We start from the raw sequence: 22,110 nt of genomic DNA on the forward strand, positions 1-22,110 counted from the left end.
CATCATCGGCGACAGCGTCAGCGCGACCACGCCCGACACGATCACCGAGCCCGCCAGCGTGAAGGCGAATTCGCGAAACAGCGAACCGGTGAGACCGCCGAGGAAGCCGATCGGCGCGTACACGGCGGCGAGCGTGATGGTCATCGAGATGACGGGGCCGACGATTTCGCGCGCGCCTTGCAGCGACGCCTGTACCGGCGTCTTGCCCTCTTCCAGATGGCGGTGGATGTTCTCTACCACAACGATGGCGTCATCGACCACGAGGCCGATCGCCAGCACCATCGCGAGCAGGGTCAAGAGGTTGAAGCTGAAGCCCAAGGCCAGCATCAAGGTGCAGACGCCGATCATCGACAGCGGGATGGTGACGACGGGAATGATGACCGAACGGAACGAGGCGAGGAATAGGAAGATCACCACGATCACGATGATCACGGCTTCGCCCAGCGTCTTCTCGACCTCGTCGATCGAGGATTGGATGAACTTGGTTGAATCGTATGCGACCTTCATCTTCATCGACGGCGGCAAATTACGTTCGAGCTCGGGGAACAGCGCGCGCACGCCCTTGACCAGCGTCAGCGGGTTGCCCTGTGGGGTCGCCTGCACGCCAATGAAGATAGCGTGTTCGCCATTGAAGGCGACGCTCGCGTCCGTGCTTTGGGCCGCAAGTTCGACGGTGGCGATGTCCTCCATCCGCACGAAACCGCCGTCCTTGGCCTTGACGATCATCTTCTTGAACTGGTTGACGTCGGTCAGGCCCGTATTGGTCGAGACGTTCGAGACGATGAGGTAGCCCTTGGTCTGGCCCGCCGCGGACTGGAAGTTGTTGGAGGCGATCGCGGCCGAGACGTCGGCCGGGGACACGTTGCGGCCGGCCATCTTCATCGGATCGAGCCACAGCCGCATGGCAAAGGTCTGGCCGCCCAAAATGTCGGCGGAGGCCACGCCGTCAACGGTCGACAGCACCGGCTGCACCACGCGCGTCAGATAGTCGGAGATCGCCGAGCCCGACAGCTCCTCGGACGAGAAGCCGAGATACATCACGGCCGTGGTCTGGCCCGTGGACTTGGTGACGATCGGGTCGTTGGATTCCTTCGGGATCAGGTACTTGACCGAGTTCGTCTTGGCCAGCACCTCGGTGAGCGCCTGGTTCGGATCGAAGTTCAGCTTGATGTAGACTTGGATCGTCGAGGTGCCGAGCACCGAGGACGAGGTGATGTAGTCGACACCCTCGGCGGAAGCGACCGCCTGTTCAATCGGCGTCGTGATGAAGCCCTGGATCAGGTCCGCGGATGCGCCGGGATACACGGTCGTGATGTTGATGACGGTGTTCGACAGCTTCGGATACTGCCGGATCGGCAGCACCATCGCCGCGCGCAGGCCTATCAGCAGGATCAGCAGGCTGACGACGACCGACAGGACCGGTCGCTTGATGAAAATGTCGGTAAAGGCCATCGCGGCGATCTCGATTTCTATGTCTCAAGAAAAGTGACCCGGCCAGGCCGGATCACTTGAGTGTGGGGAATCAGTAGCGCGGTGGCTGCGCGGGTATCTGCGGAGCGGGGTCGGTCGAAATCGACACCGCCGCGCCCGATTGCAGCTTGAGCTGGCCGACGGCGACGACCTTGTCGCCCGGCTTTACGCCTTTGAGGATTTCAACGCGACCCTCGACCCGGCTGCCGGTCTGCACGAAGGTGCGCACCGCGGAGAGGCTGGTCTTGCCGTCCTCTTCCTTCTTCTCGGTGATCACGAACACGGAGTCGCCGTACAGCGTGTAGTCGACTGCCGTCTCCGGCACGGTGATCACCGCCGGCTTGTCCGGCAGCACCACGGTGGTGGTCACGAACATGCCCGGCTTCAGGATTTTCTCCGGATTGGAGACGGTCGCCTGCACGCGGATGTTGCGGGTGTCGGCCGAGATCTGCGGCTCGATCGTGGTGATCTTGGCGTCGAAGGTGCGGCCCGGATAGGCGTCGACCTTGAGCCGAACCGATTGGCCGACCTTGAGGTTGCCCGAGTCCTTTTCCGTCACCGTGAAGTTCGCCCACAGCTGCGACAGATCGGTCAGAGATACGATCGCCGTGCCGGCCGTCAGATATTGTCCGACCTCGACCTTGCGTATGCCAAGATCGCCGGAGAACGGCGCGCGGACCAGCTTCTGCGAAATCAGCGCCTCGGTCTTGGCGATGCCGGCCTGCGCCTGGTCGTAGGCGGCCTGAGCCTGATCGACGGTCGCCTGCGGGCCGAACTGGCGCGAGGCCAGCTGCTTGGCACGGTCGAGTGACAACTGCGCGACGGTGGCCTGCGCCTTGAAGCTCGCCAGATCGCCCTGCTCGGCCGCGTCGAACAGCTGCGCCAGCGGCGTGCCGGCTTCGACACGCGTACCGGGCTCGAACTTGATCTCGGTGACGCGGCCGTTGACGTCGGCACTGACGTCGACCTGGTGCACGGCGGCGAGGCCGCCGACCGCGGTCAACAGGTTCGGCACCACTTCGGACTTCGCCTCAGCCGCACTCACCGCGGTCGGCGGCGGCTTGTTGTTGGCGAAGAACTGCTTGATCATCTGGCCGCGGAAATAGTTGAACCAGACCAGGCCACCGACGAGCACGCTGAGCAGCGTGCCGACGATGATGAACCACAGCACCGGCCGAACCGGTCGCTTGGGAGCCTTGTTGTCGATCGGTTCGCCCGAAATCTTGTGTTCGGTCACGATGTTCATGTCATGCACTTTCTGCAATCGCCGTCTTGCCGGCATTCGCGGCCTGATTGTGGCCCAGATGCGCAGCAATTGCGGCGTCGTTAAGTCCGATACCTCTCAGGAGAAACTCACAGAGCTGCCGCTCGAGGTCGTTCGCCTTGCCGTAAGCGAGACAGGGCGTGGCCGGCAGCCTGGTCAGTGCCGCCGTCATCAGCGAATGATGCGCGAACCAGAAAAGATTGAGCGGATGGCCGGTCCACGGCCGCGCGTCCCCGGCGGCAACGGCACGCTCGAGCGCGGCAACGAACACCGGCCCGATCAGCGTTTCGATCTTGGCATACAGCAAACGGGCGAATTCGCCACCATCCAAATGGCTCGTGGCCATCAGTCGCAGGCGCTGCGCCTCCTCCTGGTCGGGACCGTCGGCGATCTGAAGGAAGTGCCGGACCATGCCGCGGATCAGCTCGACCAGGGCAGCCGTCGACGGCTCCCGCTCGAGCAGCTCCATCAATGCTGGTTCCGCCTCGCACTCATCGCTGAGGATCTCGGCATACAGCGCCGCCTTGGAGGGGAAATGCTTGAACAGCAGCGCCTCGGAAATAGCAGCGGCGGCCGCCACGCTCTTGGTCGTGGTGCCGGTATAGCCATGCCGGGCAAAACAGCATTTCGCGGCACGGAGGATCAATTGACGCCTCAGGTCGCTCGTCATACGCAATGAGCTCATGTGAGTGAGCAAGCACTCACCCGCGCTAAAGTCAAGCTAATTGGTGCGACGCAACCTTTGAGACTATCAAAAGGTATCCTCGGGTTCTAAATCGGCCGGAAGCCGAGATCGCCGCGAATCCGGTTGAAGTCCCGTCCCGGCTGGGCAAAATCCGCTCAAGGCTAGCGCTGTCAATCTGAACATTGGCAAACCTGAACATTGGCAAACCTGAGCGCGCGCTCTCCTGGCCCCCGACCGTGGTGAAATGGTCCTGGTGGCCCTTGAGATAGGCCATGAATACGACGCCGGTCTTGTAGAAGCGCGTCGGCGCCTTGAAGATGTGGCGCGACAGCGGCACCGTCGGCCCGAGCACGTCGTGCCGACCTCGTCGCCGGCGGCCAATCGCGACAGCGCGTAGGACGCCGCCGGCGCAATAGCGTCGAAGATGCCGAGCAGCGCGTGCGAGAAACCCCGCTCATCCCGGCGATCAGCTCCGCATATTGAGGTCGTCGCCGGTGTACATCTTGATGCGCTTGTCGAGGCGCCGTCGCATGTCGATCTCGCGCTGCTTGTCAAGCAGCGAGACCTTGACACCATCGACCTTGGCGGCGTTGCCGTTGATGATGGCAACGGTGGTGTCCATCGCCTCGTCGAGATCTTGTGCCCAGTATCCCGTCAATGCGGGATCGAACATGCCGCCGAGCCAGTGGATGATCACGCGCTCTCGAACCTGCGGCAGCACGCGGTCATATACCTTGGCGTAGTCGTCGGCGTCCGGCCGAGTTTTTGCGAGCGCGCGATGCCATCAGAATGATGCGGCCGCCGACCTTCTCGACCGCGGAGATCTGCTCCTCATAGGCGCGGATCACGTCGTCGATGGTCTTGGCATCCTCCAGGCAAGACGATCGGTGCCGGCGCCCGAAAACACCAGCGCATTGCGCCGCTTCGCGGCAGACACCGAGCGCGTGATCAGCTCCAGCGAGGTCGGCCAGTCCAGGCCCATGCCGCGCTGCGCGCTGTCCATGGCCTCGGCGACACCAAGCCCGAGATCCCAGACGTGCTCGCGGAACGCGATGGTCTTGTCCCAATCGACCGCGACCGAGAGCCAGGGATCGTTGTCGCAAAGGCATCGGCGACAATGTGCACGGCCGAGAACGCGATGCAGTTGAGCGGACCTTCGAGCTTTGCGGGGAATTCTCGATCGAACGATCGGCTTTCGGCAGCTTGAGCGACAATGAGGACATCGGCTGGACGGGCCTGTTCATGATTTCGGACCTCTCCCCGTCATTGCGAGGAGCCACCCGGTCCGGCCTTCGGCCGGCCGGACCTAAACTCCGCGACCAAGCAATCCAGACTGTCTCCGCGGAGGCATTCTGGATTGCTTCGCTTCGCTCGCAATGACGGCTCAACAGACATCGACACTTGTGCAATAGACCTCAGGCCTTGATCGGGGCGACGTCGATCCAGCGCCGCTCCTTCCAGCTCTTGAGTGCGGATTCGGCGAGCTGCACACGTTTGACGCCTTCGAGCAGCGTGAACTTGTAGGGCTCATCCTCGTAGACGTGATGATCCTTGCGCGCGATGTCACGCTCGCACAGCAGGATCAGCGTCTCACGCGCCGACAGGTTCGCGCGCGCCGCCTCCTCGAGCAGGTTGTCGAGCTGGTCGCGGATGCCGGAGAGCTGCAACACCAGCATGGCCTCGAGCCGATCGATTGGCGCTTCGGTAGCTTTCTTTGTACGCGCCATCAGAAGCTCCCTCCGATCGCTGCTTCGTATTCGGCAAGAGGACGCAACAACGAGGGCAGTGAAGGCGCCGGCACTGTCGGTGTCGCGATTGCCGGTCGGCAGAAGGCGCCAGTGCGACCGGCAACCCCGTCGAGGTGGGCGGAATCGATGATCCGCAGCCGGCGACCTTCCGATTGCTTATGGACCGCAACCTCGCGCATGCCGTGGCGGATGCGCACGTCGCCGGCCGCAACCGTCACCGCCACGCGCTCGCCGATCGATCTTTTCAAGCGAGGTCTGATGCTTTGGCATCGCGGTCTCCGTTCCCGCAAAACATGGACGCATAAGCCCGACAACATTCATTAAAATAGGAAGAAACATAATTTACACCACTCCGACGCACCGGGGCGGCTATGCTAACGCCTGGACGGAGCGAGGTTCCCGTTGCGGGCTGGCTGATTCCTCGTGGAAAACGGCGAACCGTATCTGCCCAACCCGATCTTAGCCGAGACGGCAGACTCGGCGGCGTGCACCTCCCACCACAGGCCAGCGGTTCGCGTATCTCGCCAGCGCTGGTGAGGCGCCACGGGGCATCATCCGACGGTGTCTCGCCAGCCGACATGGAGGAAATCCATGAGGATCCAGACGCCGGACGGACCTGGGCAGCGAGTTCAATTTTGAACTCCTTGGATATCGGAGCGGGAGCACTCTATCAGAACTATGCGTTTCTCTGACAGTGCTTTTCGACGCGCGATTACGGAGCTCACGCAGACGCGAATGCTTGCTCTGGGAGGCTCAACGCAAGGGGGGTGATCGAACCAGCGGAATAAGAAAGACCCAATCAGCGACGGCTCCTTGGGGGCGGACCACCGCGTCTGGGCTGTGCGCTACAATTCGCCGCCAGCGGCCAAATTTTATTGATGGACGAGCCGGCGCTCCGCGGCAGCCACTACACATCTGCACGAGAAGCCGCGTGAACCGAGAACGGGTCCGCTATGCACCGGCCCCAGCAACAGACTTACGCCGCCGTCACCCGTAAGTATTTTTACTCCGCTTTGCTTAGCACATCTGCTCTCGACTACGCGCCTCATCGCCAGGAATGCCCTCACGCGCGCCGCGGCACTTCAAGAAATTCATTTTCATTCGACGCTGCCGAGGTCAGCATGAGCGAAGCGTTGCGAGTAATCGCTGCGGCTTGGCTGTAGCGCGGCGCAGAAATTTACGCTAGCTTCTGCTTGCGAGTTTGCAAATGCGTGCCCGCATCCGATCTCTCCGAAGACAACGAGCGACCATTCGACCGCTTGCCCCCTCCCATCGTCAGAGCTGGGATAATCCGGACAATGACGAAATCTGGTTTGAGTTGGCGCGTGCTATCGGACGTCAGCTCGCACGGGATGAACATCACGGTTCGGGGCAGCCGATAGAGGACCGGCATGACGACAGCGTCATCGAAGAAAACGGCCGTACTATACGCCCGTTATTCCAGCGACATGCAAAAGGCGACCTCGATTGACGGTCAGCTATTGCTCTGCCGGAAGGTCGCATTGCGCAACAACCTCGATGTCATCGGCGAGTTTGTGGATGCCGCAAAATCTGGTCTTACCGAAGGTGCGAGGGACGGCTATCAACGTTTGCTCAACGGGGTGCGAAACCAGGACTTTGACGTGGTCGTGGTTGAACATTTCGACCGCTTGTCGCGTGATCCCGCAACCATCCAGCGTCTCAAGCAGGTTTTCGAGTTCAATGGCGTCGAGCTGATGGATCAGAAAGGGGTCTATGCGACCGCCACTGACATCAGCATTGCAAGTCTCTACAACACGATTTACAAGCCGCAGCTCGCCGAAAAGGTTCGGCGCGGCCATGACAACGCTGTTGCCAACGGAAGAATTCCTGGCTCATACGCCTATGGTTATCGACCGAGGCCGGGCGCGCCGGGCGAACGCGTGATCGATGAGAACGAAGCAAAGATTGTGCTCCGCATCTTCACCGAATATGCAGCGGGCCGCTCGACCCGAACTATCGCCGCTGATCTCACCCGCGAAGGCGTGCCCTCACCCGGTGCAACTCGTCACAAGAACAAGGCTGGTCGTACCACCTGGAATCATCAGTGCATCACAGGCGGTCGGCATGGTCGCGGCATTATCGGCAACGATCTATATATCGGCGAGATACATTGGAACGTTCGCTCGACAATTCTCAACCCGGAGACCCAGAAGAAACAGAAGCGCCGCAATCCAGAAGAGCGCCACATCATAGTCAAAAAGCCGGAGCTACGGATCGTTCCGCAAGTGCTCTGGAATCGAGCGCAGGAGGTTCGTAGCGCGCGCGCCGTATCTATGTTCGGACCGACTGGCAAGCCGCGGCGTCGCGCCGTGATCCCGCGCAACAATGAGCACCCGCTTGCCGGTGTGCTCCGGTGCGGCGTCTGCAATGGCCACATGCGAATCGCTCAATCCTCGCGTAACGGTGCACCGCGCGCGGCATGCGCGAGCGCGCATCAGCGGGGCACCTGCGAGCACACCCGCAGCTTCGACATGGACGTTCTGCTCGAGGATGCCTCCGACAAAATCCAACTGAAATTGCTTTCGCCGAAAGCCATTGAAGAGGCGATGTGTGCCTGGAAGGAGGAGCGCAAAAACGATCGGAACAAGGGCAGCGAACACGCTAAGCTAGAGCGTCGACGCCGCGTGTTGACTACCGAGATCGAACGCCTGTCATATGCCATCGCAAATAGCCGTCGGAAGCCGGACGAGTTGCTCAAGCGGATCGATGAGTGCGACGTGGAGCGGGAAAGCGTTGAAGAGCGCTTGCGGCTGCTGGGCGGTGGCGGCGAAAATGTCATCGGCTTCGATCACTCGAAATTCAGTGACGGATACCGTTCGGAGGTTAGAAGGCTGGTCACCGCGCTCAAGACGAATCCGAAGGCGATCGAAACTCGCGTCGCGTTCCGCAACTTGATTGAATGCATAGTAGTGCATCCGGTTCCCAAGCGGATGCCCTACGAATATACCCCCTACCTAAACAGCTCCGCGCTTTACGGCAAGAAGCTTTTCCCTGAAAACCGTAGCAAGGAGCGAGAAATCAGCACGTTTGCCTACTACGACAATGGCAAGTCAGGGAAATCCGTGTCCTCGTAATAGACGCGGACCTGCATGTGGTGGCGGCCGTCGCGGATCTCGCCGTCGAGATGAGCTGTCACGTCGCGAGCCTCTTGGCTTGTCGATAACCAGCCCGTTTTGCGCAAAAACCGCCGGCCGCGCAAGCCGAGCTAGGATACAACCGGCCGCCTCGTCCCACCCAGCGTCACCTCGACGATCTCAGGCGGCACGCCGACGCGGAGCGGCATGATGCTGCAACCGAGGCCGCCGGAGATGATCACGTCGCATTTCAGTCGGACATGGCCATAGGCGAGCCGTATGCCATGCTGCGGCGGGACCGCCGGCGACCAGCCAAGCAGGCGCACCTGACCGCCATGGGTATGGCCGGACAGTTGCAGCGCGACGCGCGCCGGGACGCGCGGCGCGATGTTAGGCTCATGCGCGAGCAGGATGATCGGCGCGTCATCCGTGACCTTGGCGAGCGTGGCGTTGAGATCGTCGGCACCGAAGTGCACCATGCTGCGGAAGCGTCGCGCCGGCAGGAAGGCGAGCTGATCGCCGAGACCCGCAAGCCAGAACGGGCGGCCGTCCTTGGTGAGACGCACGACATCGTTCTCGTAGACGGGTATACCGGCCGCTTCCAGCGCCCGATGCGCGATGGTTGGGCCATACCCGGCCCGTTGCACGGTCTTGTCGTCCCAATAATCGTGGTTGCCCATGACGGCGTGAACGCCGAGCGGCGCCCTGAGGCCGCCCAGCACTCTGGCCCATTCGCTCGACGGGATGGTACGGGTGACCTGGTGCAGGCCGGCGACATAGTCGCCGAGCAGCACGATGAGGTCGGCATTCAGCGCGTTGGTGCGGTCGACGATGGCCTCGATCCGCTCCAGCGGCATCCAGGGATCGCAGGCATGGATGTCGGCGATGACGGCGATTTTCAGCGGAAGATCCGTCGGCCATTGCCGCGGCGTCGGATGATAGCGGGTAACGCGGAGCCGCAGCATCGGCTCGACGCCGACACCGTAGGCCGCGGTCGAGGCGCCGAGGGCGGACAGGGCGCCGATGGAACGGATGAAATGACGGCGAGTGATCATGGACGCTCGATGGTGATGCTGGTTCTCGATGCGACCCGATTGGAGCGGAATTGGGGTGCGCTCGTGCAGACCGTCTGCATCTCCGTGCAGGGACCTGCACAAGATTACCGGAAATTCATGAGAACTGGAGCACTTTGCACTTGCGCAAATCAGTCGTCGCTCTCGTCCGAGCCGAACAGGCCGAACTGGGCCGCGTCGCGCGAGGGCTCGGCGAGACCGAGATGACGGAAGGCGTGCGAGGTGAGCAGGCGGCCGCGCGGGGTGCGCTGGAGATAGCCGCACTGGATCAGATAGGGCTCGATGATGTCCTCGATCGCATCGCGCGGCTCGGACAAAGCGGCGGCCATGGTCTCGACGCCGACCGGGCCGCCGCCATAGTTCTGCGCGATGGTCGTGAGGTAGCGGCGGTCCATGGCATCGAGGCCTGCGGCATCGACCTCGAGCGCGCTGAGTGCGTGGTCGGCGATCTTGCGGTCGATCTTGTCGGCATCGGCCGCCGAGGCGAAGTCGCGGACCCGGCGGAGCAGACGGCCCGCGATGCGCGGTGTGCCGCGGGCGCGGCGCGCGATCTCGTTGGCGCCATCGGCGGTCATGCCGACATTGAGCACGCGCGCGCCGCGGCTGACGATGCTTTCCAGTTCTTCAATGGTGTAGAAATTGAGCCGCACCGGAATGCCGAAGCGGTCGCGCAGCGGATTGGTCAGCAGGCCAGCGCGCGTGGTAGCGCCGACGAGGGTGAATTTCGACAGCTCGATCTTCACCGAGCGCGCCGCCGGGCCCTCGCCGATGATGAGGTCGAGCTGAAAGTCCTCCATCGCGGGATAGAGCACCTCTTCCACCGCCGGACTGAGGCGATGGATTTCGTCGATGAAGAGCACGTCGCGCTCTTCGAGGTTGGTGAGGAGAGCGGCGAGATCGCCGGCCTTGGCGATCACCGGCCCCGATGTGGCACGAAAGCCGACGCCCAGCTCCTTCGCCACGATCTGCGCCAGCGTGGTCTTGCCGAGACCCGGGGGACCCACGAACAGCACGTGATCCAGCGCCTCGCCGCGCTTGCGCGCCGCCTCGATGAAGATCGAGAGGTTCTTGCGCGCCTGCTGCTGGCCGACGAAGTCGGACAGCGATTGCGGGCGCAGCGCGGTGTCGCCGACATCATCGCTGCGGCGCTCGGGCGAGACCATGCGATTGGCCTTGGGATCGCTCACTTCGCGAGTTCCTTCAGGCCGAGGCGGATGAGCTGCGCGGTCTCGGCATTCTCGCCCGCACTACGCGAAGCCGACGCAATCGCCGCGGCGGCCTGCGGTTGGCCGTAGCCGAGATTGACCAGTGCGGAGATCGCATCCGCCACGGGGCGCGGCGCGCGCTGGTCGTCGACGGCGCCGGCGAGATGCACCACGGCCGGATCGACATTGGCAAAGGCCGGCGCCTTGTCCTTCAGTTCGGTGACGATGCGCTCGGCGACCTTGGGGCCGACGCCGGGCGTGCGCGCGACCGCCGCCTTGTCGCGGAGCGCGATGGCATTGGCGAGGTCAGCCGGCGACAAGGTGCCGAGCACGGCGAGCGCGACCTTGGCGCCGACGCCCTGCACGGTCTGGAGCAGGCGAAACCATTCACGCTCCTGGTCAGTGCGAAAGCCGAACAGTTTGATCTGGTCCTCGCGGACATAAGTCTCGATCGACAGCACGGCCGCTTCGCCCGGCGACGGCAGATGCTGCAACGTGCGTGACGAGCAATGCACCTGATAGCCAACGCCGCCGACGTCGAGGATGACGAAATCCTCGCCGTAAGTATCGATCAGCCCCTTGAGCTTGCCGATCATATCCCCACGACCTTCAGCCTGAGCGCGGTGCTCTGGCGGTGATGAGCGTGGGTGATGGCGATGGCGAGCGCGTCGGCGGCATCCGCCGACGGCGGCTCGGCCTTGGGCAGCAAAATCTTGAGCATCATCGCGATCTGTTGCTTGTCGGCGTGACCGGCGCCGACCACCGTCTTCTTGACCTGGTTCGGCGCATATTCGGCGACAACGATGCCGAACATTGCGGGCGCCAGCATGGCAACGCCGCGGGCCTGGCCGAGCTTCAGTGTCGCAACGCCGTCCTTGTTGACAAAGGTCTGCTCGACCGCGGCTTCCATCGGCCGGTGATCGGACAGAACGGCCGCGAGCCCCTCATGGATCGCAAGCAGCCGGCTCGCCAACGGCAAGTCGTCCGGCGGTTCCACCGAGCCGCAGGCGACGTAGATCAGACGGTTGCCCTCAGCCTCGATCACGCCCCAGCCGGTGCGGCGCAGGCCGGGGTCGATGCCGATGATGCGAACGGGGCCGCGAATCGGGAGCGCAGTCATGGGCCAGTGATAGCGGCTGGCCGCCCGAAGCGAAACAGAAACAGAACGGAAGTAACAGGGGAAGTGGGATACCGCGGGGCGCACCGCCGCTCAGCACACATTCCGGTGTCATACCCGCGAAGGCGGGTATCCAGTATGCCGCGGCTTATCGGTATTGTTCGAACGTCTCTGGAATACTGGATCGCCCGGTCAAGCCGGGCGACGACAGCGGAGGGTTGAGGGCCTAGCCGCCCATCTTCGCCATCAGCGCGTCCGACACCTCGAAATTGGCGTAGACGTTCTGGACGTCGTCGTGCTCATTCAGCATGTCCATCAATTTGAGCAGCTTCTCGCCGGTCTCGTCGTCGACCGACACCGTGTTCTGCGGCTTCCAGATCAGCGCGGCCTTGCGCGGCTCACCGAACTTGGCTTCCAGCGCCTTGGCGACGTCGCGATAGCTTTCGGTCGAGGCGTAGATCTCGTGTCCGCCCTCGCCGGAGATCACGTCGTCGGCGCCGGCCTCGATTGCCGCGTCCAGCACGGCATCGTCAGACGCGACGCTGCGATCGTATTCGATGATGCCGGTACGGTCGAACATGAAGGAGACCGAGCCGGTTTCGCCGAGATTGCCGCCGGACTTGGTGAAGAAGGAGCGGATATCGGACGCGGCGCGGTTGCGGTTGTCAGTCAGCGCCTCGACGATGACGGCGACGCCGCCGGGGCCGTAGCCCTCGTAGCGGATCTCGTCATAATTCTCGCCCTCGCTGCCGAGCGCCTTCTTGATGGCGCGCTCGATATTGTCCTTCGGCATGTTCTCCTGGCGCGCGGCGATCACGGCGGCGCGCAGGCGCGGGTTCATGGCGGGGTCGGGTGTACCCAGCTTGGCCGCGACGGTGATTTCCCGCGCCAGCTTGCCGAACAGCTTCGACTTCTGGGCATCCTGCCGCCCCTTGCGGTGCATGATGTTCTTGAATTGGGAATGTCCGGCCATGCGTGGTCTCTTGAAGGGTCTTGGGATCGTTCGCCGATGGGTGGGAGGCGCGGCCTTATAGGCCGCCAACCCACCGGAATCAAAGGGATCTGCTGCTCTAAGGTAGCACTGTAAAGGTAGCCGCCGTAATGGCCTCTGCCTAGGTCTCAGGCATCGTTAACCCTGACTTCATTTCAGCCTGCGAAAATAGCGTCCGACCGTCCCCCGACCAGAGAGACCCGATGGCGTTCGGACTATTTCGGAAGCGTCTGCCGGACATGGCTGCGCCTGCGGCAGCCCCGCAGGCTGCGCAACCGGTGGCTCATTCCGAGCCCGCCGGGACCGCCGATGGCGACTCGGCCCGCGAGATCCTGGAACTGCTGGAACTCGAGCTCGGCGCGATGATCCGGCAGCTCGAGCGCGCCGCCAATTCGGTGGCCGGCGGCGCCGAGGCGACCGCGGCAACCCTTGCCGCCATTCGCGACCGCACCGACGCCCTGACCGGCCGCACCAACGCGGCGCAATCGACCGCCTCGACCTTCGCCCATGCCGCCGACAAGTTCACGCAGTCCGCACTGGGAATCGGAGCGCAGGTTCGCGAGGCAGGCAAGCTCGCCGACGAGGCCAGCGCCGCCGCGCAGGAAGCCCGCGCCAATGTCGATCGCCTGCGCGAGTCCTCCGCCGCCATCGGCAATGTCGTCAATCTGATCGCGCAGATCGCACGGCAGACGACGCTGCTCGCGCTCAACTCGACCATCGAGGCCGCGCGCGCCGGCGCGGCCGGCAAAGGCTTTGCAGTTGTCGCGACGGAAGTGAAGGCGCTCGCAGTGCAGACCCAGGGCGCGACCGAAGAGATCACCAAAAAGATCGATGCACTCCAGCGCGACGCCGCCGGCTCTGCGGATGCCGTGCACCGCATCTCGCAGGCGATCGAGGCGATCCGCCCGGTGTTCGAGACCGTCAACGGCGCCGTCGCCGAGCAGAACGCCACCACCAGCGAAGTCTCCGGCAACGCTGCCAGCGCCTCAGACTTCATCGTCTCGGTCGGCGAGAGCGCGGCCGAGATCGATGCAGCCACCAAAGCGGCCGAGACCCATGGCGAGAACGTCGCCAGCGCCGGCCGCGCCGTTACTACCTTCGCGCAAAAGCTGAAGTCGCGTTGCGCCGTGCTGCTCCGCCAGAGCGAGCACGATGACCGCCGCAAGACCGAGCGCTTGCCCTGCCATCTCAAGTTCGAAACCGCGCGCGGCGTGATGCCAGTCTACGAGATCGCGATGGACGGCGTGCTGATCGGCGGCGCGGACGCAGGCCGGCTTGCGCCGCAAGCGCTGGTCGAAGGCACCCTCGAGAACGTCGGCGCCTGCCGCCTGCGCGTGGTCGAGCAATCCAAAGCCGGCGCCCGCGCGCAATTCGTCGGCCCCAATGCCGAGCTCCGCGAGAAGATCGAGGACAGGCTGTGGTCGATCCATGAGGAGAACACGGAGTTCGTCACCCGTGCCATGGAAGCCGGCAACGCCCTGACGAAGATATTCGAGCAGGCGGTCGCGCGCGGCGAGGTCAAGATCGACGACCTTTTCGACACCGACTATGTAGAAATTGCGGGCACCGATCCGCAGCAATATCGCACAAGTTATCTGGACTGGGCCGACCGCGCGCTACCGCCGTTCCAGGAGGCATTCCTGGCAAAGGACCAGCGCATGGCGTTCTGCGCCATGGTTGATCGCAACGGCTTCCTGCCGGTGCACAACAAGATCTATTCGCATCCGCAGCGGCCGGGCGAGGTGGCCTGGAACACTGCCAACAGCCGCAACCGGCGGATATTCAACGATCCGGCGGGGCTCGCCGCCGCGCGCAACCTGCGCTCGTACCTGGTCCAGAGCTATGCGCGCGACATGGGCAACGGAAACACCGTGATGATGCGGGAGATCGACGTCCCCATCCGGGTGCAGGGCCGGCACTGGGGCGGATTCAGGACGGCCTACAAATTGTAGTGCACACTCAGGCAAGACGGCAGGCGCGAATCATCCTTTAAAGCTGAAGCTGGAATGGGAATGCCGCCGTGAGCCGGCGAACGGCTCTCCTTGAGGACTCATCGCACATGTCCGCCGTACAACTTGCAGTCATGGACACCGGCTCCAACCGGACGCTGGCCGAACGGCTCATCGACCAACTCGCCGATCGCATCGGCGGCCTCGGCGTGGAACTCGCCGACATCGCCGGCAATGTCCAGGAAGTCGCAAGCCGCGTCGCCAACCAGTCGGAACGGTTTCACCACCTCCAGAAGACGGCCGAGACGATGGTCTCGGCCAACCACGAAATCGCCAACGCATCTCAGGCAGTGCAAACGACGTCGTCCGCCGCGGCCGACGAGATCGCGCAGTCGCGCAGCGCAGTCGATACCGCCGTCAGCCACATCTCCGAGCTCGTCGCCGCGGTGGAGCGGATCGAGGCGCGATTGAGCGCCGTCGGCTCGGCGCTGGCCCAGGTCGCAAAGGTCTCCGGCTCGATCGAGGCGATCGCCAAGCAGACCAATCTGCTCGCGCTGAACGCAACGATCGAAGCCGCGCGCGCCGGCAATGCCGGCCGCGGCTTCGCCGTGGTCGCGAGCGAGGTGAAGAACCTCGCCGAAGCCACTCGCCAGGCCACACATCAGATCTCCGACACCGTGCGCGATCTCGACGGCCAGATCGAAGGCCTAATCGGCGAGAGCAGCGACGCTTCGCAGCGTGCCAAGACTGCCGGCGAAGGCGCCCAGCAGATCTCCAGCATCATCTCGCGCGTCCAGCAGGGTTTCGCCTCAGTGGAGGCGGAGATCGGCAGCGTCACGCGAGCTGCGACCTCCAACCTCGGGCATTGCGACACCGTGATCGGCGAGCTCAACGAGCTTGCCAAGGGCGTCGATCTGTCCTCGCGCGATCTCAGGAGTGCCGACCAACGGATCGCAAAACTGCTCGACACCTCGGAAGGCCTGATCGCGCTGATCGCCGACAGCGGCGTGGCGACGTCGGACGCGCCGCTGATCCGCGTGGTCATCGAAACCGCCAAGCGAATCTCCGCCGAGTTCGAAGCCGCGGTCGATCGCGGCGATATCACGCTCGACCAGCTCATGGACGAGAAGTACCGCGAAATTCCCGGCACCGATCCGAAACAATTCCTCACCAATTACGTCGAGTTCACCGACCGCGTCCTGCCCGCGATCCAGGATCCGATTCAGAAATCCGATCCCCGTATCGTGTTCTGCGTCGCCTGGGCGAGGGGCGGCTATCTGCCGACCCACAATCCGAACTACCGTCTGCCGCAGGGCAAGGACCCGGTCTGGAATAACGCCAATTGCCGCAACCGCCGCCTGTTCACCGATCGCGCGGTGAAGAAGGTCGCGGCCAACACCAAACCGTTCCTGCTCCAGACCTACCGCCGCGACATGGGCGGCGGGCAGTTCGTGCTGATGAAGGATCTGTCCTCGCCGATCATGGTCCGCGGCGAGCACTGGGGCGCCTTCCGGATGGGTTTTCGCCAGAGCTGAGGGCCCGCAAGGCGCCTTGCGCGACGGCACTCCGGTGCCCTCAAAACAAAAATTGAAAAACAACCCATGCACAGTAGCCGGGGCCAGCGAAATCAAAGGCTTACGCGGGCAGGCCCGAAGAAGCCGCGACGCGGTTGACGCGTCGGGCAAAACAGGGGCATAATGCGATTATTCCGAAATCGCGCATTTGCGCTTATGCTGCCTCGTGGGAGCGGGCCGCGTAGCCGGCTGCGACCCCATTCGTCTCGCGCGGAGAGCCCTGACACGCTCGCACATGACGTTAATGCTAACGTTGCGCAGGGCAAGCGGAGAAGATCCTGCAGTCAGGCGGAAGCCGAATTGCTCTGAGTTACAAGCCGAGCGCGATCTCGGCCCATTTCAACATGCGGTCGCTATTGAGGAACGCCAGCACCGCCGGTTCCAGTGACGCGGGCGCGCCCGATCCAACCAAAGCCGTGGCGGCCACCATGTCGCACCGCTGATTGAAGGCGAGTGAGAGCGCGTTGCGATTTCCCTCGACGCGATAGGGCCGGCTGCGGCCGCGCATCGGACCGACGATGATCTCTCGACCGGCACCGATCGGCGTTGCCTTGCCAATCAGCGCCAGGTCGCCCATTTTTTCGAGGTCGTCATCGTCGGCGACGCCGGTGGCGCAATTGCAAAACCCGAGCTTGGCGCGAACGTAGAGCTGGACCTCGCCGCCGCAATCCTCGGCCTTGCAGCGGAATGCCTTTCCTTTCCCCCAGGGATCTGCGCCGAAAGGCCAGTCGGTTTCTGACCACACCGGGCGGACCTCGCCGAGTGCCGCTGTAGCACGTGCCGGTTCGCCGGATCGCAATGTCCAGAGCGCAGCGACTGCGCAGAGCAGTGCTGCGGCTGCGCCGATCGCCATGAATTTGCCTGTCAGGCGCATGGAAGCTGCCACGGCACTTTTGCTAATTCTGAGCCAAGAACTTTCGTGCAGCCGCGAGGTCCTCCCGCGATGTGTCGCCATCGCGCGCCATGTCCACGACTTTCCCGTAGTACTGGCGCGCCTTCACGGCGTCGCCCGCTTTCTCGGCGGCGTGAGCGGCGCCGATCGTCGCACCAAAGCGGTTCGGCTCCTTGCGCATGGTGCTTTCGAATGCGGCCAATGCGTCCGTCGCCATGCCGCGCTCGAGCAGCATGGTCCCGTAAAGCTCGCGTGCCGGGGCAAGCGGTCCCGGCGTCACGATGGATTTTTCGGTCTTGTCTTCGGCGTCGGCGGCAAGGCGCATCGCCTCCAACGCGTCTGCCTGTTTTCCCTGGGCATTGAGCTGCCAGGCTGTGGCGACCTGCCGCTGAATGTCGACGATCTCGGCCCAATACGCATCCTTGTCCTGCTGCAGCTTGTCCCGCAGCTCCGCCAGCTTGGCGATGTCCGCCGTTGCTGCGTCTGCATTGCCGGAGCGCGCGGCGCCAAGGGCGCGGGCGAAATGGGTGATCGCATCGACATAGCCAAACCGGCTCGGCTCAACCTTCAGCGCGGCGGCGCCCTGCCAATCGCCGCGCTCGACCATATAGCGCGCCTGGCTGGCCGCTATCGCGTAGGGACCGGCGCGGACGGCCGGCGCATAGCCCGTGGTCGCAACCATGTCCGCAATGACGTCGCGAGCTCGGCTGTCCTGCGCAAGCTGGAGCAGGGCGTAGACCATATAGTCGTCGGCATGCAGCTGCTCGCTGGGGTCCTTGCCCTCCTTGGCAGCCTTGGCGGAACGGCTGTTGGCCTCGATGGATTCGTTCCAGTAGCCGACGCGTGTGAAGATGTGCGACGGCATATGCAAAGCGTGCGGCGCCGCCGGCGCGATCTCGGAATAGCGCTTGGCAGCGTCGAGACCTTGCTCGGCGATCGCCGGATAGTCGTAGAGGTGGATCAGGTAATGCGCGACGCCGGGATGCCGCGGTTGCCGCTTGAAGATCGGCTCCAGGATGGCCGCGCCCTTGAGCTGGTTAGCATAGGTCTTGTCGTTTGGTGACGCCGTCACATTCAGCGTAATGGCGTAGGCGATCTGCGCCTCGTCATCATCGGGATAGCGCGCGGCGACGGCTTCGGTTGCCTTGAGATAGGCCTGCGCGCGTTGACCAAACGTCGTCTTTTCGTCGCCCGAATAGAAGGCCAGCAGCGCATCGATATAGTCGCGTTCGCGTTCGCTCTTGGCGCCGAGTGCCTTGGCCTTCTGCAGCGCGGCGAGGCCCTCGGTGAGGTTTTCCTTCGGCGCGGGAAAATGCGGATTATACAGCAGGCTGAGGGCAATGCCCCAATAGGCGATCGCGCATTCCGGATCGGCCTGCAACGTCTCCTCGAAAATCTCTTTCGCGGGCCGGTACCAGAACGAGTGCTGATAGCGCATCCCGCGGTCAAAGCGGCGCTGCGCCAATTCGTTGCAGGACGTCTGGAAGTGAACCTTGCCAAACTGCTCGTCGGTCCCGTCCTCCGCGCGTGCGGCAGGCGTGGCAGAGATCGAGCCCAGGATAGTGAGGGTAAGAAGAGAGACGGTTCTCAAGGCGAGCGCGCGCATCGGCCCCTCCGTTTCTATTCAGAAAATTGAGTCGGATAGCGCCGATAAAGTCCGAGGCGCCGAAGTTCGCAGTGCTGAAATTGGCGATGGCAATTGCGTTGTAAGGATTTGCCCATTCGCGAGGCGTGTCAATAGGAGCGGACAAATTTGCATTAGGGAAGCACGCCTGTCAGGCTCCGTGATCGAAATCGTAAGGCGGATGGCGAAGCGTAGCCGCCATTTCACGGACGCCGATCTGCCGCCGGAATATTGGCAGACGCTCCTCGACGATCCACGCGCTGAGGCCTGGTCACTGCGGAGTCACGCTGCGGCTGAGCCAAACTCCTCAACCATTTCCCGGGCGATCTGCCAATCTGGCAGCCCACCAGCTTCGAGTTCGTGATCAACCTCAAAGTAGCGATGTCACTTGATCTTGAAGTCCCACCGGGGGACCTAGGGTGAGGTGCGCCAACGCGCCGCCATCACGAGCAGAGCAGGCTAATACGAAATGGAGCGCAAGTTTAAGTGTACACGCCCTAGCTCAACCAGAACTTCGGCGTCGTCGGCTCCAGCCTGCCTCCTAGCCGCACCGGCGAGATCCGCAGCGCGAGCCCCGTTGCATCATCGGTCTCCACTGCTACGCCGCTGAGCGTCGCCATTCCAGCGGCGGGCTCGAACCGGCCCGACGGAATCCCCGAGGTGAACCGGCGCAGCGGCTCTTCCTTCTGCATGCCGATGATCGAATCGTAATCCCCGGTCATGCCGGCATCGGTCATGTAGGCGGTGCCGCCTGACAGGATCTGATGGTCGGCGGTCGGCACATGCGTATGCGTGCCGACGACGAGGCTGGCGCGGCCGTCACAAAAGAAGCCGATGCCCTGCTTCTCGCTGCTCGCCTCGCAATGGAAGTCGACGATGATGGCATCGGCCGCGACGCCGAGCGGGCAGGCGCCGAGCTCGCGCTCCAGCGCCGCGAACGGATCGTCGAACGGGGTCATGAAGACGCGCCCCAAAGCGTTGACGACGAGCGCATGCTTGCCGTTCTTGGCCTCGACCAGCGCAGCGCCGCGGCCCGGCGTGCCGCGCGGATAGTTCGCCGGCCGCACCAGGCGCTCGGCGCGCTCGATGAAAACCAAGGCTTCACGCTGGTCCCAGGAATGATTGCCGAGCGTTACCGCGTCGGCGCCGGCATCGAGGAATTCCTGGTAGATCGCTTCCGTGATGCCGAAGCCGCCGGCGGCATTCTCGCCGTTGACGACGACCAAGTCGAGCGACCAGTCCTTGACCATGCCAGGCAGATGATCAGCAATCGCCGTGCGTCCGGCGCGGCCGACGACGTCACCCACGAAGAGAATGCGCAACTTCAGAACTCCGGAAATCGAACACGTCCGATTCCGTTAGCACATAATCCAGCGCGACGTCGTGCGATAGTGCAGGAACCGCCTCGATCTCCTGCGCCGCAAAGGCAAGCCCGATCCCGACGATATTCTTGGCTTTCCGCAAATGCGCGAAGGTGAAATCGTAATGCCCCGCACCATAGCCGATGCGATGGCCAAGACGGTCGAAGGCGGCGAGCGGCGTCAGCATGATGTCGGGGATGACTTCGCTGGCGGCCGGCGACGGCTCGGGAATGCCGAGCGGGCCGAGCATGAGGCGGTCGCTCGGATGAAAGAGACGGAAGATCAACGACTGGCCGCGCGCGGTGACGCAAGGCAGCGCCAGCTTCGCGCCTTGCTCGGCGAGCTTTCGCATGAGCGGCATCGGATCGATCTCGCTGCGGATCGGCGAATAGCCGGAGACAATGCTGCCGGGCAGCAGCTTGAACGGCAGTCCGCGCTCCGCGAGCTTCGCGGCGGCGTTGGTGCGCTTCTTCTCGCTCAGCGCGTCGCGCTTGCTGAGCGCTTTGGCGCGGAGTTCGGCTTTGGAGCTGGACATGCGCGTTTTCCCCCGAGGGCGAAGTCTTGCTCCGCCGTCATCGCCCGCGCAGGCGGGCGATCCAGTATTCCAGAGACGCCAGTGCTTGAACCTCAACGCCGCGGCGTACTGGATGCCCGGCCTGCGCGGGGCATGATACCGAGAATGACTGAACCGCAAGCGCGTCGGGGACGCAATTCGACAAACACGACCAGAAGAAACAGTGCGAAGCCGCGGACGCCGTTGAAGCACTCGATCCCGGAGTTCCCTACGAAAGTAGGTGGGCACCATATGTCCGGGCCCACGGGCCCGGCCAGGGACAGTTCCCTAAAGGATCGATAAGGCCCCGGGGATATATGGCTCCTGACGCACGTCGCAGCCTCGCTTGCGCAATGTAACAACGATATTGACGAACCGCCAGCCCGGCGAGAGTGCGGAGCTTCGGTGCAGCCACGGCGGAAGTGCGCTCCCTCCCCCGCTTGCGGGGGAGGGTTGGGGAGAGGGTGTCTCCACAGGCGAGACTCCCCAAGAGGTGAGAGCCCTCACCCGCGCCTCCGGCGCGACCTCTCCCGCAAGCGGGAGAGGTTGAGCCCGCCGCCACATCGAGAACGACAGCTCAGCGCGTCTCATCTATCGCGGCTCTAACCGATTGCGATGCCGTTGCCGACGGTCCGGTTCAGGACCTGGGTCGACTTCTCGATGCGTTCGGCGGCGGCGTTCAGCGCATTCACCACCGCGGTCTGCGTCATCCGGGCGCGCTCGACGGCGGCGTTGCGGAAATCCCTGAGCTCGATCAGCTCCTGCTCCATGGTGCGGATCCGGTTGCCGGCGTCGACCAGCTCGTCGCACACGGTCAGCGCTGCCATCACCGTGAGGCGCGCATCGCCGATCTCGCCGAACTTTCCGCGCAGGGACTGGATGCGGGTCTCCAGGCTTTCGGCGAGCTTCAGCAGCCGCACCTCCTGGCCCTCCTCGCAAGCCATGCGGTATTGCCGGCCATTGATGGTGACATTGATGTGGCTCATCCGTCCTCTCCGGTATCGAGCACCGAACGTATCGTGACGATCGCGGAATCCAGCCGGTCGGAGATCTCGCGATTGGTGCGCTCGAGCTTGCGCGCCTTCACCAGCGCACCATCGAGCTCGTCGGCGAGCCGCGAGCGGTCCGCGCCGAGCGCCTGGATTCGCGCCGCGAGCTCGTTCTCGTCGCGATCGGCATCGCGCCGCCGCTCCACCGCGCTTTCGAGTGCGTCGAGCGCCGCCGTGAGCCTGCGGGTCGCGATCTCGATCTCGACGGCGGATGATTCCGTCATGGCAGAGCTGTTGGATACGCGATCGTTCATGCAGTCAGCGGCGGAACCTACCGGCCTTTGCCCAGTGGCCTTGTTACTGGGGCTCGCCGTCCGGCAAAAGACTCGGTTCGGCAAGCGGTTAGAAGCAGAAATTTACGTGGCAAGCTAGCCAAGCGCAACGCCGCCGCGAAACTATGCACCGATAGATCGGGAGAAGGTCGTGCTGATCCGTCAGTTCTCCTGGGCCCGATCCGGGC

18 protein-coding genes, 1 other RNA gene and 3 pseudogenes are annotated in these 22,110 nt (G+C 63.6%); 3 read left to right on the top strand and 19 right to left on the bottom strand.

Annotation, left to right across the window (positions count from 1 at the left end):
- The 6 genes and pseudogenes from IVA92_RS26045 to IVA92_RS26070 form a co-directional block, all read right to left on the bottom strand.
- On the bottom strand, positions 1–1,452 hold a 1,452-nt coding region (locus IVA92_RS26045), incomplete at its 3' end, for an efflux RND transporter permease subunit (RefSeq protein WP_247278112.1).
- Positions 1,453–1,522: 70 nt separating this feature from the next.
- On the bottom strand, positions 1,523–2,716 hold the full coding sequence (locus tag IVA92_RS26050; protein WP_247278111.1) for an efflux RND transporter periplasmic adaptor subunit: 1,194 nt from the start codon (positions 2,714–2,716) through the stop codon (positions 1,523–1,525).
- A gap of 1 nt (position 2,717) precedes the next feature.
- Entirely contained in the window at positions 2,718–3,419 is a 702-nt protein-coding gene (locus tag IVA92_RS26055) for a TetR/AcrR family transcriptional regulator (protein ID WP_247278110.1), read from the bottom strand.
- A gap of 31 nt (positions 3,420–3,450) precedes the next feature.
- Positions 3,451–4,608: pseudogene (locus IVA92_RS26060) on the bottom strand (DUF993 family protein).
- Positions 4,609–4,834: 226 nt separating this feature from the next.
- A pseudogene (locus IVA92_RS26065) lies at positions 4,835–4,963 on the bottom strand (gfo/Idh/MocA family oxidoreductase); the annotation flags it as partial.
- A gap of 182 nt (positions 4,964–5,145) precedes the next feature.
- Positions 5,146–5,415, bottom strand: a complete 270-nt coding sequence (locus IVA92_RS26070; protein ID WP_247278109.1) for a hypothetical protein — start codon at positions 5,413–5,415, stop codon at positions 5,146–5,148.
- Between the two features lie 1,143 nt (positions 5,416–6,558).
- Here IVA92_RS26070 and IVA92_RS26075 point away from each other — a divergent pair.
- The gene (locus IVA92_RS26075; protein ID WP_247278108.1) at positions 6,559–8,262 is read left to right on the top strand and encodes a recombinase family protein; all 1,704 of its coding nucleotides are present in this window, start codon (positions 6,559–6,561) and stop codon (positions 8,260–8,262) included.
- Here the strand turns inward: IVA92_RS26075 and IVA92_RS36110 are convergent.
- The 6 genes and pseudogenes from IVA92_RS36110 to IVA92_RS26105 all read right to left on the bottom strand — a co-directional run.
- Positions 8,244–8,324: pseudogene (locus tag IVA92_RS36110) on the bottom strand (acyl-CoA thioester hydrolase); the annotation flags it as partial. The gene IVA92_RS26075 and the pseudogene IVA92_RS36110 sit on opposite strands and share 19 nt — an antisense overlap.
- A 69-nt stretch (positions 8,325–8,393) precedes the next feature.
- Complete coding sequence (locus tag IVA92_RS26085; protein WP_247278107.1) at positions 8,394–9,317, bottom strand: metallophosphoesterase; 924 nt, start codon at positions 9,315–9,317, stop codon at positions 8,394–8,396.
- A 149-nt stretch (positions 9,318–9,466) separates the two neighbouring features.
- Positions 9,467–10,498, bottom strand: a complete 1,032-nt coding sequence (gene ruvB / locus IVA92_RS26090) for a Holliday junction branch migration DNA helicase RuvB (RefSeq protein ID WP_247278114.1) — start codon at positions 10,496–10,498, stop codon at positions 9,467–9,469.
- Between the two features lie 20 nt (positions 10,499–10,518).
- Entirely contained in the window at positions 10,519–11,136 is a 618-nt protein-coding gene (ruvA, locus tag IVA92_RS26095) for a Holliday junction branch migration protein RuvA (RefSeq protein ID WP_247278106.1), read from the bottom strand.
- The gene (gene ruvC / locus IVA92_RS26100) at positions 11,133–11,660 is read right to left on the bottom strand and encodes a crossover junction endodeoxyribonuclease RuvC (RefSeq protein WP_247278105.1); all 528 of its coding nucleotides are present in this window, start codon (positions 11,658–11,660) and stop codon (positions 11,133–11,135) included. The genes ruvA and ruvC overlap by 4 nt, the downstream gene beginning before the upstream one ends.
- Before the next feature lie 223 nt (positions 11,661–11,883).
- Positions 11,884–12,630: a YebC/PmpR family DNA-binding transcriptional regulator gene (locus IVA92_RS26105; RefSeq protein WP_247278104.1), complete on the bottom strand. Its 747-nt coding sequence runs from the start codon at positions 12,628–12,630 to the stop codon at positions 11,884–11,886.
- 221 nt (positions 12,631–12,851) lie between these two features.
- Between IVA92_RS26105 and IVA92_RS26110 the strand changes: the two genes are divergently transcribed.
- Positions 12,852–14,600: a methyl-accepting chemotaxis protein gene (locus tag IVA92_RS26110; protein ID WP_247278103.1), complete on the top strand. Its 1,749-nt coding sequence runs from the start codon at positions 12,852–12,854 to the stop codon at positions 14,598–14,600.
- A 107-nt stretch (positions 14,601–14,707) separates the two neighbouring features.
- Positions 14,708–16,132 carry a methyl-accepting chemotaxis protein gene (locus IVA92_RS26115; RefSeq protein WP_247278102.1) on the top strand — a complete coding sequence of 475 codons (1,425 nt, stop codon included), beginning with the start codon at positions 14,708–14,710 and terminating at the stop codon, positions 16,130–16,132.
- Positions 16,133–16,481: 349 nt separating this feature from the next.
- Here IVA92_RS26115 and IVA92_RS26120 read toward each other — a convergent pair whose 3' ends face one another.
- From IVA92_RS26120 to IVA92_RS26150, 7 genes are all read right to left on the bottom strand, one after another.
- On the bottom strand, positions 16,482–17,045 hold the full coding sequence (locus tag IVA92_RS26120) for a hypothetical protein (protein ID WP_247278101.1): 564 nt from the start codon (positions 17,043–17,045) through the stop codon (positions 16,482–16,484).
- 22 nt (positions 17,046–17,067) lie between these two features.
- A complete protein-coding gene (locus IVA92_RS26125) occupies positions 17,068–18,669 on the bottom strand; it encodes a hypothetical protein (RefSeq protein ID WP_247278100.1) in 1,602 nt (533 codons plus the stop codon).
- Between the two features lie 515 nt (positions 18,670–19,184).
- Positions 19,185–20,009, bottom strand: coding sequence for a TIGR00282 family metallophosphoesterase (locus IVA92_RS26130; protein WP_247278099.1), 825 nt, complete (start codon positions 20,007–20,009; stop codon positions 19,185–19,187).
- Positions 19,987–20,583, bottom strand: a complete 597-nt coding sequence (locus IVA92_RS26135; protein ID WP_247278098.1) for a 5-formyltetrahydrofolate cyclo-ligase — start codon at positions 20,581–20,583, stop codon at positions 19,987–19,989. Before IVA92_RS26135 ends, IVA92_RS26130 begins: the two co-directional genes overlap by 23 nt.
- Before the next feature lie 203 nt (positions 20,584–20,786).
- A non-coding RNA gene (gene ssrS / locus IVA92_RS26140) (6S RNA) lies at positions 20,787–20,947 on the bottom strand.
- Positions 20,948–21,203: 256 nt separating this feature from the next.
- Positions 21,204–21,587, bottom strand: a complete 384-nt coding sequence (locus IVA92_RS26145; protein WP_247278097.1) for a cell division protein ZapA — start codon at positions 21,585–21,587, stop codon at positions 21,204–21,206.
- The gene (locus tag IVA92_RS26150; RefSeq protein WP_008546526.1) at positions 21,584–21,874 is read right to left on the bottom strand and encodes a DUF4164 domain-containing protein; all 291 of its coding nucleotides are present in this window, start codon (positions 21,872–21,874) and stop codon (positions 21,584–21,586) included. The genes IVA92_RS26145 and IVA92_RS26150 overlap by 4 nt, the downstream gene beginning before the upstream one ends.
- Positions 21,875–22,110: the final 236 nt, after the last annotated feature.

The sequence above is a fragment of the Bradyrhizobium sp. 154 genome (genome assembly GCF_023073875.1).
In the GTDB taxonomy this organism is placed as follows: domain Bacteria; phylum Pseudomonadota; class Alphaproteobacteria; order Rhizobiales; family Xanthobacteraceae; genus Bradyrhizobium.

Coding starts and splice junctions, on each gene's coding strand:
- IVA92_RS26050 (WP_247278111.1), bottom strand. CDS start 2,716: ATGAACATCGTGACCGAACACAAGATTTCGGGCGAACCGATCGACAAC.
- IVA92_RS26150 (WP_008546526.1), bottom strand. CDS start 21,874: ATGACGGAATCATCCGCCGTCGAGATCGAGATCGCGACCCGCAGGCTC.
- ruvA (WP_247278106.1), bottom strand. CDS start 11,136: ATGATCGGCAAGCTCAAGGGGCTGATCGATACTTACGGCGAGGATTTC.
- ruvB (WP_247278114.1), bottom strand. CDS start 10,498: ATGGTCTCGCCCGAGCGCCGCAGCGATGATGTCGGCGACACCGCGCTG.
- IVA92_RS26125 (WP_247278100.1), bottom strand. CDS start 18,669: ATGCGCGCGCTCGCCTTGAGAACCGTCTCTCTTCTTACCCTCACTATC.
- ruvC (WP_247278105.1), bottom strand. CDS start 11,660: ATGACTGCGCTCCCGATTCGCGGCCCCGTTCGCATCATCGGCATCGAC.
- IVA92_RS26075 (WP_247278108.1), top strand. CDS start 6,559: ATGACGACAGCGTCATCGAAGAAAACGGCCGTACTATACGCCCGTTAT.
- IVA92_RS26115 (WP_247278102.1), top strand. CDS start 14,708: ATGTCCGCCGTACAACTTGCAGTCATGGACACCGGCTCCAACCGGACG.
- IVA92_RS26120 (WP_247278101.1), bottom strand. CDS start 17,045: ATGCGCCTGACAGGCAAATTCATGGCGATCGGCGCAGCCGCAGCACTG.
- IVA92_RS26145 (WP_247278097.1), bottom strand. CDS start 21,587: ATGAGCCACATCAATGTCACCATCAATGGCCGGCAATACCGCATGGCT.
- IVA92_RS26135 (WP_247278098.1), bottom strand. CDS start 20,583: ATGTCCAGCTCCAAAGCCGAACTCCGCGCCAAAGCGCTCAGCAAGCGC.
- IVA92_RS26110 (WP_247278103.1), top strand. CDS start 12,852: ATGGCGTTCGGACTATTTCGGAAGCGTCTGCCGGACATGGCTGCGCCT.
- IVA92_RS26055 (WP_247278110.1), bottom strand. CDS start 3,419: ATGAGCTCATTGCGTATGACGAGCGACCTGAGGCGTCAATTGATCCTC.
- IVA92_RS26105 (WP_247278104.1), bottom strand. CDS start 12,630: ATGGCCGGACATTCCCAATTCAAGAACATCATGCACCGCAAGGGGCGG.
- IVA92_RS26085 (WP_247278107.1), bottom strand. CDS start 9,317: ATGATCACTCGCCGTCATTTCATCCGTTCCATCGGCGCCCTGTCCGCC.